The sequence below is a fragment of the Pseudomonas oryzihabitans genome, from assembly GCF_032027545.1.
GTDB lineage: Bacteria > Pseudomonadota > Gammaproteobacteria > Pseudomonadales > Pseudomonadaceae > Chryseomonas > Chryseomonas oryzihabitans_F.
Genome location: NZ_JAVSJB010000006.1, coordinates 226,841 through 241,478 on the forward strand (window position 1 = coordinate 226,841; position 14,638 = coordinate 241,478).

The window sequence follows — 14,638 nt, forward strand, 5'->3', positions numbered from 1 at the left end:
AGTTTTGTGTCACTCTTAGGAAGCGAGAATCAGGCGTCCAGTTTTGGCGGCCTGCTTTTGACGAGATATGTAGCGATATGCTTTCGCGATTAAAAAGTATATCGCCAAAAATATAAATCCTAACCCGCCGAGGCGGGTTTTTTATTGGAGCTTGGAAAATGCCAGCAACCGACGTTCAGGGCATGCTCGTGCGTATCGAGGCCACAACGGCTCAGCTACGGCAGGAAGTGATGCGCGGAGATGCGGTTGTAGGACAAGCAGCTCAGGGCATAGATCAAAGCCTCGCTAAGGTGGACAAGGCCTTTGACCGCACTGGGGCGAATGCCGGTGTACTACAGGGCGCCATCAGCTCTGCATTCGGAGCAGTGAGTTTGGCCACTGCTGGGGCGGTCGCTGGATTGGTAGCTATCACAACCAGCACGCTGGACTATGCCAAAGAGGTGAAGAACCTCGCGGCCATTTCAAATACTTCAGCTGAGGAGTTTCAGCGGTTCGCCTATGCAGCTCGGACTGTAGGAATTGAGCAAGATAAGCTCGCCGACATCTTCAAGGATACCAATGAGCGGGTAGGTGAGTTCCTACAGCGCGGCGGCGGCGAGATGGCCGACTTCTTCAAAGAGATCGCCCCTCGAGTTGGAGTTACGGCAGAGCAGTTCAAAGATCTTTCCGGGCCACAGGCCCTTCAGCTTTATTACAACACGCTAGAAAAGGCTGGATTGAATCAGCAACAGTTCACCGCTTACATGGAGGCAATGGGTGACGAATCCACCGCTCTGATCCCGCTGTTCAAGGCTTCTGGCAAGGCCCTTCAAGAGCTTGGTGACCGTGGGCAAGCTGCTGGGGGAATTCTTTCGAGCTTAGACATCGAACGAATGGTTCAGGTGAAGCAGTCCATCACAGACATGGAGGCTTCATTTTCCGGCGCGACCAGGCAATTAGTTTCTGGGCTACTGCCTGGCATCGAAAGCGTCACGCAGCGCCTGCAAAGCATGACCGATAACGGTGCCTCCCAGAAGCTTGGAGAGGCTATTGGTTTCTTGGCCGAAAACATCAACTTCGTGGTCGCTGCCTTGGGCGCTCGCTGGGCGGCTGCTTTTGCTGGCTATATTTCCGGCATGGCGCAAAGCGCTATAGCAACTATCGAGGCAGAAAAGGCAAATACGCGGCAGGCCGCGAGCCTTTACCAGTTGGCCGTGGCCAATCAAACCGCGGCGCAGTCTGCGGTGATCCGCGCTGAGAAAGAGGCAGTGGCAGCGCGGGGCACTGCTGTCCAAACCCAAATGTCTATTCAGCTCGCTGAGGCAAGGCTTGCCGAAAGAGCGGCAACCGAAAAGGTTGCTATCGCTGCTACTGGGCTTCGTGGCGTTGCCGGTACCGTGATGGCGATTCTTGGCGGGCCGGTAGGTCTAGCGGCGTTGACGCTCGGCGCTGGCGCAGCCTTCCTGACAATGAGCAGCAGCGCTAGGACCGCTGAAGCCAGTATTGAACAGCTCAAGCGGCCGATTCAGGAGCTGCGCCAGGAGTTCATCGCGCTCAACAAGGATCAGCGCCAGGCCCTGCTGGTCACGACCATGCGTCAGCAGCAGCAGGCAACGGAAGATGCCGATAGCGCCTTCCAGGACCTCCTGGGCACCATCAAGCAGCAGGCTGGCGCTACTGTCGCCGGGCGGATAACCCAGGAACTGCGGGACGCGCGCCACTCTGGCAAGGGTCTCGACGAGACACTGAGCGATCTTCAGCGCCGGCGCATCCTGCCAGAGTCGGCCATGGGTGACCTACGGGTAGCCGCGGGCAACCTGGATACCCTGGATAGCAAGAGCAGGAAACTCGCCGAGACCCAGGCGGTGTACAGCAAGGAGCTGAATGCCAATACCGAGTCGCAGAAGAAAAACACCGACCAGAACCAGGCCGGTATCAACGCAGCGACCCTGCAGCTCCAGACGCTGCAGAAGCAACTGAACACGCTGAAGGACAAGACCACGCTGGAAGCGGCCGAGCGGGTCATCGCCGAGAACAACATCGACACCCAGGGCGAGCTCGCCCAGCAACTGCGCCAGGTAGCCCGGGACATCGATGCTCAGAAGGACGCCAAGAAGGCGGACACCCAGGCTACTAAGGACGCTACCTCGGAGCAGACGAAGCTAAATCAGCAGCTCAAGGAAGCGGCGGACGGCTACAAGCAGCTGAAGCAACAGTTCGATCCGGCAGGCGCCGCTCAGGACGATTTTGCGAAGAAGACCGGCGAGCTGGAGCTGCTGCACAAGAACGGCAAGCTGACCCAAGAGCAGTACGCTCAGGGCGTCAGCTGGCTGAAGCAGCAGTTCGACACCGCCATAGCGTCCGCCAACGGCCTATCGGAAGCCCTGAAGTATCAGGCCGACCTGGAGCGCCAGCTGGCCAACGCCAAGGCGCAGTACGATCTGGACGCCGCGGCGGTAGGGATGGGCGACAAGGAGGCCCAGCGCATCCAGGCCCGCCTGCAGCTGGAGCAGCAGACCAACGACAAGGTGCTGCAACTGCGCACCGAGCTGGCCACGGCCACCACCGAGAAGCAGCGCCAGGAGCTGGAGAAGCAGATCGCGCTCACCCAGGAGTACGGCGCGAAGCAAGCCGACGCCATGGTCGAGGGCTACAAAAAGGTAGACCAGGCCCAGGCCGATTGGTCGAATGGCGCTCAAGCCGCCTGGAAGAACTACCGCGACAACACCGCCAACGTCGCCGGCCAGACCAAGGACCTCTTCGACGACATGTTCGGTGGGGCAGAGGATGCCCTGGTCACCTTTGTGAAGACTAGCAAGCTGTCCTTCAAGGACTTGGCTGACTCCATCGTGGAGGACCTGATCCGCATCCAGATCCGCAAGGCGCTGGCCGGCGCGGTCAGTGCTGCCGCTGGGACCAGCTGGGGCGCGGGCGTGGCCTCGATGTTCAAGCAGGCCAAGGGCGGTGCCTGGAACGGCGGCGTCCAGATGTTCGCCGACGGCGGCACCTTCACGAACGGTGTCGTCGACAAACCAACGGCCTTCGGCATGGCCGGCGGCCTGGGCCTGATGGGAGAGGCTGGGCCGGAGGCGATCATGCCGCTGACCCGCGGCCCGGATGGTTCGCTCGGCGTCATGGCGCATGGCGGCGGTGGCGCCGGCGATACCGTCATCCACCTGGGCGCCCCGAGCGTGCAACTGACGGTTAACGGCAACCCTGATGCGGCTATGCTGATGCAGATGGAGCAATCCATCCAGCGTGCGGTCAAGGCCAGCTATCAGGCTGTGGCCAACGATTTCAAGACCAATGGGCCTTTACGCCGGCTAATCACCGGCTAGGCCGGGAGATGAGCATGACACCTGAAGAGCGCGATCAACTGGCAGAAGAAATCTCAGCAGCTTTTGCCAAGCGCTATTTCGCAAATCTGTCCGTCGATACCACCGCTGCCGATTGGCAGAGGATCGCCGGTGAGCTTGGGGCCGTGACAGGCAGAATCGTTGCCGCTGCCCGATGGGAAGGCCCTATCAACGGTGACTTGTTGATGCACATGAGGCACGGCGAGCAAGTTGGCATCACCAGTATGCAGACTGTCTTCCGTGGGATGACGGCGCCAGGGGTCGCGATAGCAGAGATCTATGCCAACCAGTCAACCCCGCGAAACGACGAATCGTGACATGTCACGAACCTGATTTTCAGTGACGCAATCACCACCCGCTTCGGCGGGTTTCTTTTTTTCTGGAGTACTCGATGGCTCTCGACTGGCCCGAATCACTGGAGCCCACGGACGTGCTGTGGGGCGTCGTGAACAACAACCGCGCCTTCACCTCGACGCTGAGCAACGCGCAGCAGGTGTTCGGCTTCCCAGGTGCTTATTGGCAGTGCACGCTGAATTTCGGCGTGCTCTATCCGGAGGACGAGCGCGAGCTGACCGCGCTGCTGGGCCGGCTGCAGGGCATGTTCGGAACGGTCAAGATCCCGGCCATCCACCGGCAGCGCGACGACGACATCGGCAGCCCGGTGGTGGCTGCCGCCGGCGCCCTGGCGCTGACCATGCAGCTGTCGGGCGTGACGCCCAGCGCCAAGGTCTTCAGGCTGGGCGACTACATCTCAGTGGGCGGCGAGATGTTCGAGGTGGTCCAGGAGGCCACCAGCACCTCCGGCGGCGCCGTGACGGTGCAGTTGAACAAGCGCATCAGGAAGACCATCCCGGCCGGCACCGCGGTGGAGTACCGGCGCCCCTTCGCGATCATGCGGCGAGCTGACGACACCAACCAGGTGAACATACAGCCGGTGGTCTCCAACGCCAGCTTCCCCTTTCGGGAGGACCTGTCATGAACATGGGTTTCCCCTTCAGCCAGGCGGTGGTGAACATCATCGCCCAGGGCAACTTCCTGGCGGTCTTCGCCGTGCAGCTCGATTTCGTCGACGGCATGGTCTACGCCCACACCGGGCTGGGCGATCTGGTCATCGACGGCATCACCTACAAGGGCCTGGGCCGCTTCGGCCAGGTCGGCCAATCCCAGGAGCGTCGAGACAGCGGCTCCCCGATGGGTGTCGATCTGACCCTCACTGGCCTGGACATGGAGATCGTCAGCTCGACCACCGTCAAGGGGTGCCGGGGTCGCTTTGGACGTCTGCTGTTCGTCGTCATGGATGAGGCGGGCAACTACGCCGCGGACGTGCTGTTCTCTGGCCGCATGGACGCCGCGCAGATCGGCTACGGCGGCAACAGCGAGGACGGCAACAAGATCACCGTCCCGATCATCGACCGCATGGCCGAGTGGAGCCGCACCGGAACCGAGCGCTGGACGGATGAGAGTCACCGCGCGCGCCATGAGGGCGACCGCTTCTTCTTCGCCGTGGCGCAGCTTGCAAGCTATCCGCTGTACTGGGGCGCCGCCAAGGACGCACCCAGCTTCACCTACGAGTAGCGCTATGCGACATCCCGACTGGGCTCTACAGCTGAGCAACACGATAAAGGCCGCCTCCGAGCGGCCTTTTTCATGGGGCGAGTTCGACTGCTGCGTGTTCGCTGCCGACTGCGCCGCGGCGGTGTGCGGCGTCGATCCGGCGCAGCACTACCGGGGCAAGTACAAGACCGAGATCGGAGCGAAGCGAGTCGTCGCCAAGGGGCACGGCAGCGTCGAGGCGATCCTGGATGCCTATTTCAACCGTGTGAACCCGGCGTTCGCCCAGCGCGGCGACCTGGCGACCTACCGCGGCGCCAATGGCCTGGGCGTGGCCGTGCGCTGGGCCAACGACTACTGGACCCCCTGTGAGACCGGGGTGGCCCGAATTAATTGCGAACCCCTGGCGGTTTGGAGAGTTGAGTAATGGCGCAAGGCACGAGCAAGATCGCCTCGGCGGTGATCGGCGCGGTCGTCGGCTATGCCCAGGGCAATGTGGGTGGCGCCATCGTCGGCGCCGCAGCGGGCTACTATGTCGCCGATCAGCAGGCCAAGGCCGCCAACGTCAAGGGCGCCCAGCAGCAGGAGCCGTCGGCGCAGACCGTACGCAGCTCCAAGGCCGCCTGCCGCTACCTGCTCGGCCGGGTGAGCACCGGCGGCCTGCTGGCCTGGGCCCAGGAGCAGAAGGGAGACCAGGGTGATGGGGAGTGGCTGCACCTGGTCTACGTGCTGGCCGAGGGTGCCATCGCGGGTGTCGATCAGATCCTGCTGGGCGAGGAGGACATCGCCGCGTTCGGTGATCAGGTCAGCTACGAGGTGGTGATCAACCCCACCCAGCCCAACGCCTTCCTCCTGGCCAACTGCCCGGACTGGAAAGACAGCCAGATCGGTCGCGGCCTGAGCTACGTGCGCCTGTCGCTGCGCTACAGCGCCGAGCGCTTCCCCTCGGGCATCCCCGAGGTTCGCTTCATCGTGCGCGGCCGGACCGACATCTACGACCCGCGCAACGGCAATACCGGCTACAGCCCCAACACCGCGCTGCACCTGCTCTGGTTCCTGCGCAACCGCTGCAACGTGCCGGACGACGAGATCATCTTCTCCACCTTCGCCGACGGCGCCAACGTCAGCGACGAATCGGTGAGCAATGCCGATGGCTCGTCGAGCGCCCGCTATCGCACGTCTTGCGTCATCGGCGCGGACGAGCAGCGCACCCAGGTCCTGCAGAAGCTGGAGCAGGCGTGCGGTGGCCAGTTGATCCGCGTGGGCGGCAAGTGGTCGCTCCAGGTCGGCGCATACTATGGCCCCTACGACTTCACCATCACCGAAGACATGGTGATCGGCACCGTCAGCGGCTCGACCGAGGTCAGCAACGACTCGGCGATCAACATCATCCGTGGCACCTTCGTCGATCCTGCCCAGGCCTGGGCAGACACCGACTACCCCGAGGTGCGCGTCGAGGAGTGGGTCACCGAAGACGGCGGCGAGGCAGCGGAATCGCTGTCGTCCACCTACGTGACCGACCCCTACCAGATGCAGCGTCTGGCCAACATGGAGCTGCGCCGGCGCCGGGCCGGGGGCTCGCTATCGATCCCGCTGAACTTCAACGGCTACAACTGCCGCCCTGGGCGGGTGGTGCGCGTCTACCTACCCAGCCTGAACATCGATGGCGAGTTCATCGTCCAGGACTGGACCATGACCGCCACCGGCGGCTGCACCGTCAACGTCGCCCAGTACGACGCCGAGATGTTCGGCGATGCCGTGGGCCAGCCCTACAACCCGATCGGCTTCATCAGCCTGCCCACCGGCGGCATCGGGTCGCCGACCAACCTGAGTTGGACGCCGGCCGACGAGGCGGAGGTCAGCCAGGGCGTGCTGTCGTGGGCGCCGCCGGCTCAGGGCAGCGTCCAGGGCTATGTGGTCACTGTGCGCCAGGGCGCCACGGCGGTTCAGTCCAAGACGCTGGCCGCCGACTCGCTGCAGATCTCGTTCAACGACCTGCCGTCGGGCAACTACACCATGAGCGTGGCCGCCATCGGCCCGCTGGCGCGCTCCGGCGAGGTGTCGATCACGGTCAGCATCAACGGCCCGCCGATCCCGGAGGCCGTGGCCGTCTATGCGACCCTGGATCAGATCACCCTGGTGCCGAGCAACCCGACCCATGGCCTGAACGGTGGCACCTACGAATACTGGTTCACCACCGACAGCCAGGCGACCGCAGCCCAGGCCAGCTACCTGGGGCAGGGCCTGAGCTTCACGCACACGGGCCTGGCGTTCTATACCAACTATTTCTACTTCGTCCGGACCCGCAACGCCTACGGCGTGAGCGATTTCCTGAAGGTCAGTACCTCCACCAGCAACGACGTTTCGGCATACCTGCAGGGGATGACCGGGAAGATCACCAAGACCCAGCTGGGTCAGGATCTGCTCGCGCCGATCAGCGCCGCCGAAACCCTGGTGCCGCTGGTGTGGAAAGCCGATGCCACCTACAAGAAGGGCCAGACGGTCGTCTACACTGATGGCCGCCTCTATGCCTGGAACAGCGATACCGATGGCAACGAGACGCCGCCCGGGACGAATTGGCTGGATGCCGGCGCGGGTATCGCCCAGGCCGGAGCTGTGGTCGCACAGGTCAATAAGAACACCCAGAGCATCAGCGACCTTGATGGCCGGGTAAAAGCGCAGGCCGAAAGCGTCAGCGGCATAGTGGCCAGCATCACGCCTGATGGGGCTGGCGACACCGACTGGGGCGCTGGGGATGTCAATGTCTACGCCGGCACCATCACAGTGCAGTCGGTCGCTGCCGATGACAATTTCGCGCAGGCGCGCAGAACGGACACCCTGACATCCGTCGTAGGTGATAACGCGGCGGCGGTGCAGGTTGCGCAGCAGGCGATAGTTCAGCAAGGCAACTCGCTGAACGGTCTGGCAACCAAGATCTCCTCGTCCTACTCGATCAAAACCGAGATCACCGCAAATGGGCAACGGTATGCGGCGGGAATAGCCCTGGGCGTCGACTACTCAGGCGGCGACGTCACGAGCCAATTCCTGGTGATGGCGACCCGCTTCGCCGTGCTCAATACCGACGGCAGCACGACGACGACGCCGTTTCTCATCCAGAACGGCCAGACCATCATCAACGTGGCGATCATTGGCGACGGCACCATCACCAACGCCAAGATCGGGGACACCATTCAGTCCACCGCCGTAGGGACGAATGGCGCGCCGCTCTGGTCGCTGAGCAAGACCAGCGGGTTCTCGATGAACAGCGCCGGACCGGGTGGGCGGATGCAGCAGACGGCCGAGGCCATCAAGATTTTTGATGGAAACGGAACCATTCGAGTGCAGTTGGGAAATCTGAGCGCATGAGTTTCGGCCTTCAACTTCGTGATGCAGGCGGCGTCGTCTATTTCGATAGCGGCGCCAATTCCTTGCGGACCATGAGCTACGCGGAGATCACGGTGTCTGGCCCGGGTGCGACCTATGACCTGGGTGCGGGCTTCGATTCCTCAAAGGAAATGGTCTTCGTGTACGAGAAGTCCCCTTCTAATAACGGCGTTCCCTTCTTCAGCTTCAGTGGTAACAGCCTGGTCTTCGACGCCGGCAGTGCGAGCTCTGTGCTGATCATTCAACGAGTGAGGTTCAAATGAGCTTTGGCGCACTGTTCACAGGAGATCAGGGACAGACCATCATCGATGACACTAATAGCCTGTGCCATGTCATGGCCACGGGAATCATCGACTCCTCCGGCTCGGTCACATATCTCGCACCAATCGCCACTAGCCAGCCCCCCTTAGTGTGGATAAATCTGGATGGCGCGGGTTACCTGAGCTATTTCAGGCACACTGGATCGGCCGGCAACTGGACCGGTTTCACCTTCAACTGGAACACCTACGACCTAACGGCGATTTCGCGCTCGGGCCGCTACATCGCTACTGGAACGTTTCCACCAGCAAAGGCCGGATGGGGCTTACGCGTGCTGGATGCCAGCAGCCGAGTGCTTGCCGATACCGGCTACAAGTTATTCCGATTTTACGGTGGCACGCAGGCCTGGAGCTATGTAGGGAGCGGACGGGTAGCACAGAATTACTACTACCACTTCAATGCCAATTGGCCATCAACTGGTTTCTATTTCCTGGCTAGCCATTTTATGCGCGGGATATATCGGACTGTGGTCAACGGAGTGACGACTTACAACAGCTGTTCTCTATCAATTGGTCACCGCTCGGCCGATAAATCTCAAGTATTTGCGTCTTTAGAGACCATTTCACAGACTCAGCCCAATTCACTGCAGTTCCCTCTTATTTACGGAGCATAGCTTCTACTATTTTCCAGAGGACTAGGCATGTCACGGCAAGTAATCGACACTAACACGGATCACGGCACTTACCGTGGCGACCCAGGTAAAACCGCGTTCGATAAAGTAAACTTAAACTTCGAAGAGTTGTATAGGATGTTCCTAGGCGTACGATCCCTGGGAAACGTCGCCCTATACCTCGTCAACGATACGTTCACCGTTCCAACGGGATGCAAGATGCTGCGCGTCCTGGTTATTGGTGGTGGCGCTGGCGGCTCCGGTGCACTCACTGGTAACGCTGGCGGCGGCGGGGGAGGCGGCGGCGTCGCGATCAAGACGATCTACAACCCTACGGTAGGGCAGGCCATCGCCGTCACTATCGGCGCTGGCGGCTCCGCCGGCATCAAGAGTCAGGGGGACGGCGGCGCCGGCGGTAACGGCGGAACCAGTTCGTTCGGCTCGTACTGCTCCGCCACTGGTGGCACCTCGCTGGGGTACGGCCAGGCGGGAAACTCCGGCGTGGGCGTTGGCGGTGACATCAATTTGGGCACCAGCCCTGGGGGGCTGGGCGGCGTCAGGGGCACCGACACGACCCGCTACATTGGAGGTAACGGCGGCGGCTTCGGCGGCCCTAATGGGATCTATTCCTCCAACGGTCAGAACGCAACCACGCGCGGCTGTGGCGGCGCAGGCGGCGGCATAGGTCCAGAGTCTGCACCCGATGGCAGCACTGGAACCCGTAATGGCGGCCAGGGTGCGGCAGGCTTGATTCTTGTGGAGTGGTGCTGACATGTGGGCTCGAATCGAAAATGACCGGGTGGCTGAGACCACTACCGACAACCCGAAGGGGCGCTTCCACCAGGATCTCGTATGGATCCTGTGCCGCAACACCGTCAAGGTCGGCGACCTGTACGACGGCGCCACGTTCAGCCCTGAGCCGGTGAGCCAGGAGATGCTGCAGGCGTCCTTCGAAACAGCGATCCAGGCCCTGCTGGACGGAACAGCGCGCTCTCGTGGCTACGACTCGATCGCCACGGCGGTGAGCTACGCAGAAGAGCCGGCCGTGCCCAGGTTCCAGGAGGACGGCCGAGCTTTCAGGGCCTGGCGCTCGCTGGTCTGGGCCTATGCCTATCAGGAGCTGGCCAAGGTGAAGTCGGGTGAGCGCGAGGTGCCGGAACTTGACGTTTTCCTGTCAGAGCTGCCAACGCTACCCGACCAGGTTGCGGCATGAACAGATTTCCGGAGCCGCTGCAGGCCGAACTGCAGACCGACCGCAAGACATGGCGCCTCCTGGCGCCATTTTCGTATCTGGACCCTGAGCAGGGCCTGCTGACGGTACCCGCCGGCTTCGAGACTGACTTCGCCAGCGTGCCGCGGCTGCCGGTCGTCTTCGAGCTGGTGGGCGCGTACGGCCATGCCGCCGCTGTGCTGCACGACTGGCTCTACCGTACCGCGATGCTGCCGCGGGCGGCTGCCGACCAGGTGTTCTTCAACGCCCTGCGATCGAGCGGCATCGCCCGCTGGCGCGCTTGGCTGATGTGGGGAGGCGTCCGGATCGGTGGCGCCAGCCACTACGGCACCTCCTGATCCAACTACCGAGGATTCCTCGGTAGTTCACCAGCCCGCCCCGCGCGGGCTTTTTTTCGCCTGGAGAAAACCATGGCTCGAATTGACGAGGCTGCCGCTGGCGGCCGGAACGTGCTCGCCTTCCTGGACATGCTGGCGCGCTCGGAAGGGACATCCACCAGCCCGGCCACCCGCGACGACGGCTATGACGTGATCGTGACAGGCATTGATGGCAAGCCCGAGATCTTCACCGACTACTCGACCCACCCGTTCGCCAATGGCCGGAAGTCGAAGGTCATCAATAGCAAGGGCCTGACCAGCAGCGCGTCCGGCCGCTACCAGTTCATGCTGAAGGGCTGGGCCCACTATCGCGACCTGCTGCGCCTGACCTCGTTCGGCCCGGTCGCCCAGGACCGCTGGGCCCTGCAGCTGATCAAGGAGCGCCGAGCGCTTCCTGACATCATCGCCGGCCGCTTCGAGGTGGCGGTGGGCAAGGTGAGCAACCTGTGGGCCAGCCTGCCGGGCGCCGGCTATGGCCAGCCCGAGCACCGTCTGGAGACCCTGGTGGCCGCCTATCAGCGGGCCGGAGGGATGCTGGCGTGAACGCCTGGCTGACGCAGTACCGCGCCTTGGCTTGGGCGCTCGGCGGCATCCTGCTCCTCGCCCTGGGCGCCCTGGTCGGCGCAGGAATCGCTTACCGGCTCACCACCGGGCATTACCGACCCATCGTCGAGAAGCAGCAGGAGGCGATCTCGGTTGCGGCCCAGGTGCTGGGATCGTGCCGGACCACCACTAGCACGATGGAGGGGCAGATTGGCCAGCAGAACCAGGCCCTTGCCGATCTCAGGCGTGCTGCTGACGCCCGCGAGGCTAAGGCCCAGGCCGATCAACAGCAGGCAGCCAAGGCCGCCGGAGAGGACTACCAGGCAGCCAACCGCCTGCAGCAGGAGCGCACCGGCGGTGACCCGGCGGCGGCCGCCGCGGCCATCATCGACAAGGAGCTGGGGCTATGACCGGGAACTCAAAGCACCCTGGTGGTGGGGTGCCGATCATCCTGCCGTTTTCGGCTGGATTTCAGGCAGAAATCTCAGTAATGGCGCGGGTTTCGGCCACGACGGTGGCGGCGATCATCCTGGTGGTGGTTGCCGGGTGCGCTGGCCAGCCAGTTCCCGAGCCTGAGCCGCGCGTCGTGCGCGTAGAGGTGCCGGTCCAAGTGCCGTGCCGGGTGAAGTCGCCGGCGGTACCGGCCTGGGCGGCGGAGGGGCTGCTCAAGGAAGACAGCCTGGAAGTGAAGGTGAGGGCATTGCTGGCAGAGCGCAGGCAGCGTATCGGCTACGAGCGGGAGCTGGTAGCGGCGGTGGCCAGTTGCCAATGAATGCCGTTCGTCGCTGTCAAGCTTGTGGGGCCAGCTTTGCCTGACTACTGTATAAAAAAACAGGTATCAGGTTTCGCCATGGAAAAAGTCGACGAGTTCGGCAGCTTCGGGAACGATGAGTTCGACCCGGACAGCCTGGAGATGATCAGGAACGAGCGCGATCTCTACGTTGAGGAGATCGAGATCATGCGCGGCGTGATGGGGCGGCTTCGCCAGAACCTGCTGACGATCCTGGCCGAGCGCGATCAGCTGTGGACGGAGGTTCGCATCGTCCGGGGGTTCAAGCAGCTCAGCGTGCAGAAGTGGATGGCCGGCGGAGGCGATGGCGCTCCGGCGAGAGTCCTGGAAGAGATCGACGTGAAGTATCACGAGCTGCTGCTGGCACTGGACATCTGCCAGAAGGAGAGTGAGCACCTTCGCCAGGAGCTTGCGACGGCCCGGGCGATGGCCATTGACGAGAAGATGGACGCCGATCGGCTGCGCAGCCAGGTCAGCTGGCTGCATGGAAAGCGGTAGGATTTGGGTGTCTGCGCCTGCCGGAAGATGCGAGACCTGTAGGAAAATACAACTGTAAGTTATTGATTATATTAGGCGGTATTGACGGATTTTGAAGGACTGAAAACGTTGATAAAGGCGAGTAAATTCAAACGGTTATGTTCTATGTGGCGTCCACTTTGACATGGTGGGGGTCGTTGGTTCGAATCCAATCGTGCCTACCAAACAAAACCCGCACTGCTGGCGGGTAACGAAAAGGGCGATCCGAAGGGGTCGCCCTTTTCGTTTGCCTGTCTTACCCGAATGCCTCGGGTCCCTATCCAAGAACCGAGAGGCGACCGGTTGGCTGGCCTCTCGGGGTTGATCGGTTCTCGCCTCCGGCGTCGCAGGGAGCGCCGGAAGCTCGAGCCGCTACTTGGACGGGCTGGTGGTCGGGGTGACCGTCTCGGTGAAGGAACCAACGGGCTGCAGGCCTTTGCCGTGCGGGGCGAAGTTCACGTCCGTCGAGGCGAAACGTACCTCGTCCTGGGCCTGTTTGAGCGTCAGATTGGCCTCGTAGTACTTGTTGCTGCTCAATTGTTGCGCTGCCTGATCGACATCGGCGATGGTCTGCTTGAGCGGCGCCAAGGCAATGGAAGTATCGACGTTCACATTGGCCAGGCGCAGAACTTCCGCGGCTCCTTTGGCATCACCCTGTTTGAGTTTCTGGTTGGCGTCGGCAACCGCCTTGACCTTCTGCGGGCTGGCCAAGTAATTGTCCTGGATAATGGTGTCACCCCAGATGGGTAGCCAGGCCTTTCCGGTAGTATCCATATCGGCCGTGCCCTGGCTGTCTTTGGCATTCAGGTCCTTGGCGGCCTTTATGAAAGACGTATTGTCCGTTTGCGCGAGTTTAAGTGCATGTTGGGCTGCCTTGACTTGCTCCTCGGCCTTCTTCGGATGGCCTTGGAATAACTCGACGCGGGCAGTGGAGATATCCGCGAAGGCTTTCTGGCCTTCGGTGGACAGCGCCTGGAAACTGCTCAGCTCGTTAGCGGCGGGCGTTTCGGTGGCGGCGTACACTGCAGCGGACGAGCAGGCGGCTACGATGGCGACGACCAGCATGCTCTTTGCTAGTTTGTTCTTGACGTTCATTTGCTGCCTCCAGCGGGATATGCAATTGAAGTAAGTTTATCGCTCAGGTACCAGAACCTGGTTCTTCATGGTTGGGTTCTGTAGTGCCTGGGATCGATACTCCGCCTGGCATCTTAAGTTTGGATTAACACTTTTGGGTTGTTTCTTGAATGCGCGCTGAACAGGTTTGTTGAGGGTGTTGGTTTGCCTTATTTAATCTTGAGATTAAATAAGGCAAGTGTTTCGGGTTTGGGTATGAAGTTATAGGGTGCTTGACGCCTGATCGAAGACTGAATGTCGTTGCGGGTGGAGACTGCGCTGCCGGGATGTGACCTCTTGCCTCCTTCGTGGCGCCAGACGTTTTCACGTAGACTGGCGGACGATTTTTCCGGGGCCGCCAGTTGATCCGTGACAGCGGCGCATGGCGGTCCGCAGCGACGAGGAGGGGAAGATGTCTCAAGTGGGTGAAGGGCGGCAGATCGGCAAGGGCGGCTGCCTGGGCTTGATCCTGCTGTCGATCCTGTTCGCGGTGGTGGTGTTCGGCTCCATCATCTACGTCTATCGCCACAATGCGACGCCCACCAATCGTGCTAACGAGCAGCAGGCCATCGACCAATGCCTGGCGCGCGCCGACGCCCCGGATACCTCGCCGGCCGATCGCCAGGCGCTGATGGAAAACTGCCAGGAAATGCAGAAGCAATTCCTCAAGAAGTATCCCGACGCCCCGCGCTGATCTGCCTGGCCGCCTTCGCGCAGTTGCGCCAGGTGGCCGTTTCTGAAAGGATTTCCGTCCCAAACTTCCAGTGATCCTTTCGCGTCGCCTCGGAATGCCTTGCGGCCCTGCCACTGTGCGGCGGGATTTCCAGCGGTGCGGCTGCTTACTGGCCAATCCCACCATGTGGCCCTTGG

General features: G+C 61.9%; 17 protein-coding genes and 1 tRNA gene. 17 read left to right on the forward strand and 1 reads right to left on the reverse strand.

Annotated elements, in window-relative coordinates; all coding sequences use genetic code 11:
* Window positions 1-158: 158 nt before the first annotated feature.
* The 16 genes from RND78_RS12540 to RND78_RS12615 all read left to right on the forward strand — a co-directional run bounded on the left by RND78_RS12540 (window position 159) and on the right by RND78_RS12615 (window position 12,840).
* On the forward strand, window positions 159-3,317 hold the full coding sequence (locus RND78_RS12540) for a phage tail tape measure protein (protein ID WP_312729173.1): 3,159 nt from the start codon (window positions 159-161) through the stop codon (window positions 3,315-3,317).
* A gap of 14 nt (window positions 3,318-3,331) precedes the next feature.
* On the forward strand, window positions 3,332-3,652 hold the full coding sequence (locus tag RND78_RS12545; protein WP_312729175.1) for a hypothetical protein: 321 nt from the start codon (window positions 3,332-3,334) through the stop codon (window positions 3,650-3,652).
* Window positions 3,653-3,726: 74 nt separating this feature from the next.
* The gene (locus RND78_RS12550) at window positions 3,727-4,314 is read left to right on the forward strand and encodes a hypothetical protein (RefSeq protein ID WP_312729176.1); all 588 of its coding nucleotides are present in this window, start codon (window positions 3,727-3,729) and stop codon (window positions 4,312-4,314) included.
* The gene (locus RND78_RS12555) at window positions 4,311-4,910 is read left to right on the forward strand and encodes a hypothetical protein (protein WP_312729177.1); all 600 of its coding nucleotides are present in this window, start codon (window positions 4,311-4,313) and stop codon (window positions 4,908-4,910) included. Before RND78_RS12550 ends, RND78_RS12555 begins: the two co-directional genes overlap by 4 nt.
* A 4-nt stretch (window positions 4,911-4,914) precedes the next feature.
* On the forward strand, window positions 4,915-5,313 hold the full coding sequence (locus RND78_RS12560) for a DUF6950 family protein (protein ID WP_312729178.1): 399 nt from the start codon (window positions 4,915-4,917) through the stop codon (window positions 5,311-5,313).
* Window positions 5,313-8,252: a DUF1983 domain-containing protein gene (locus RND78_RS12565; RefSeq protein WP_312729180.1), complete on the forward strand. Its 2,940-nt coding sequence runs from the start codon at window positions 5,313-5,315 to the stop codon at window positions 8,250-8,252. Before RND78_RS12560 ends, RND78_RS12565 begins: the two co-directional genes overlap by 1 nt.
* Complete coding sequence (locus tag RND78_RS12570) at window positions 8,249-8,533, forward strand: hypothetical protein (protein WP_312729182.1); 285 nt, start codon at window positions 8,249-8,251, stop codon at window positions 8,531-8,533. The genes RND78_RS12565 and RND78_RS12570 overlap by 4 nt, the downstream gene beginning before the upstream one ends.
* Window positions 8,530-9,201, forward strand: a complete 672-nt coding sequence (locus RND78_RS12575; RefSeq protein WP_312729183.1) for a hypothetical protein — start codon at window positions 8,530-8,532, stop codon at window positions 9,199-9,201. The genes RND78_RS12570 and RND78_RS12575 overlap by 4 nt, the downstream gene beginning before the upstream one ends.
* Window positions 9,202-9,228: 27 nt before the next feature.
* On the forward strand, window positions 9,229-9,969 hold the full coding sequence (locus tag RND78_RS12580) for a hypothetical protein (RefSeq protein ID WP_312729184.1): 741 nt from the start codon (window positions 9,229-9,231) through the stop codon (window positions 9,967-9,969).
* A gap of 1 nt (window position 9,970) precedes the next feature.
* Window positions 9,971-10,411 carry a hypothetical protein gene (locus RND78_RS12585; RefSeq protein ID WP_312729185.1) on the forward strand — a complete coding sequence of 147 codons (441 nt, stop codon included), beginning with the start codon at window positions 9,971-9,973 and terminating at the stop codon, window positions 10,409-10,411.
* Window positions 10,408-10,767 carry a DUF1353 domain-containing protein gene (locus tag RND78_RS12590; RefSeq protein ID WP_312729186.1) on the forward strand — a complete coding sequence of 120 codons (360 nt, stop codon included), beginning with the start codon at window positions 10,408-10,410 and terminating at the stop codon, window positions 10,765-10,767. Before RND78_RS12585 ends, RND78_RS12590 begins: the two co-directional genes overlap by 4 nt.
* Window positions 10,768-10,839: 72 nt before the next feature.
* The gene (locus RND78_RS12595; RefSeq protein WP_312729187.1) at window positions 10,840-11,349 is read left to right on the forward strand and encodes a glycoside hydrolase family 104 protein; all 510 of its coding nucleotides are present in this window, start codon (window positions 10,840-10,842) and stop codon (window positions 11,347-11,349) included.
* Window positions 11,346-11,759, forward strand: a complete 414-nt coding sequence (locus RND78_RS12600; protein ID WP_312729189.1) for a hypothetical protein — start codon at window positions 11,346-11,348, stop codon at window positions 11,757-11,759. The genes RND78_RS12595 and RND78_RS12600 overlap by 4 nt, the downstream gene beginning before the upstream one ends.
* An 80-nt stretch (window positions 11,760-11,839) precedes the next feature.
* Window positions 11,840-12,121, forward strand: a complete 282-nt coding sequence (locus RND78_RS12605; protein WP_312729408.1) for a hypothetical protein — start codon at window positions 11,840-11,842, stop codon at window positions 12,119-12,121.
* Between the two features lie 78 nt (window positions 12,122-12,199).
* On the forward strand, window positions 12,200-12,637 hold the full coding sequence (locus RND78_RS12610; RefSeq protein WP_312729191.1) for a hypothetical protein: 438 nt from the start codon (window positions 12,200-12,202) through the stop codon (window positions 12,635-12,637).
* Between the two features lie 115 nt (window positions 12,638-12,752).
* Window positions 12,753-12,840, forward strand: a tRNA-Ser gene (locus tag RND78_RS12615).
* A gap of 187 nt (window positions 12,841-13,027) precedes the next feature.
* On the opposite strand, the gene RND78_RS12620 is transcribed toward RND78_RS12615, so the two are convergent.
* Window positions 13,028-13,750, reverse strand: coding sequence for a YfdX family protein (locus RND78_RS12620; RefSeq protein ID WP_059227080.1), 723 nt, complete (start codon window positions 13,748-13,750; stop codon window positions 13,028-13,030).
* Between the two features lie 430 nt (window positions 13,751-14,180).
* On the opposite strand from RND78_RS12620, the gene RND78_RS12625 reads away from it, so the two are divergent.
* Entirely contained in the window at window positions 14,181-14,462 is a 282-nt protein-coding gene (locus RND78_RS12625) for a hypothetical protein (RefSeq protein WP_059227082.1), read from the forward strand.
* Window positions 14,463-14,638 lie beyond the last annotated feature (176 nt).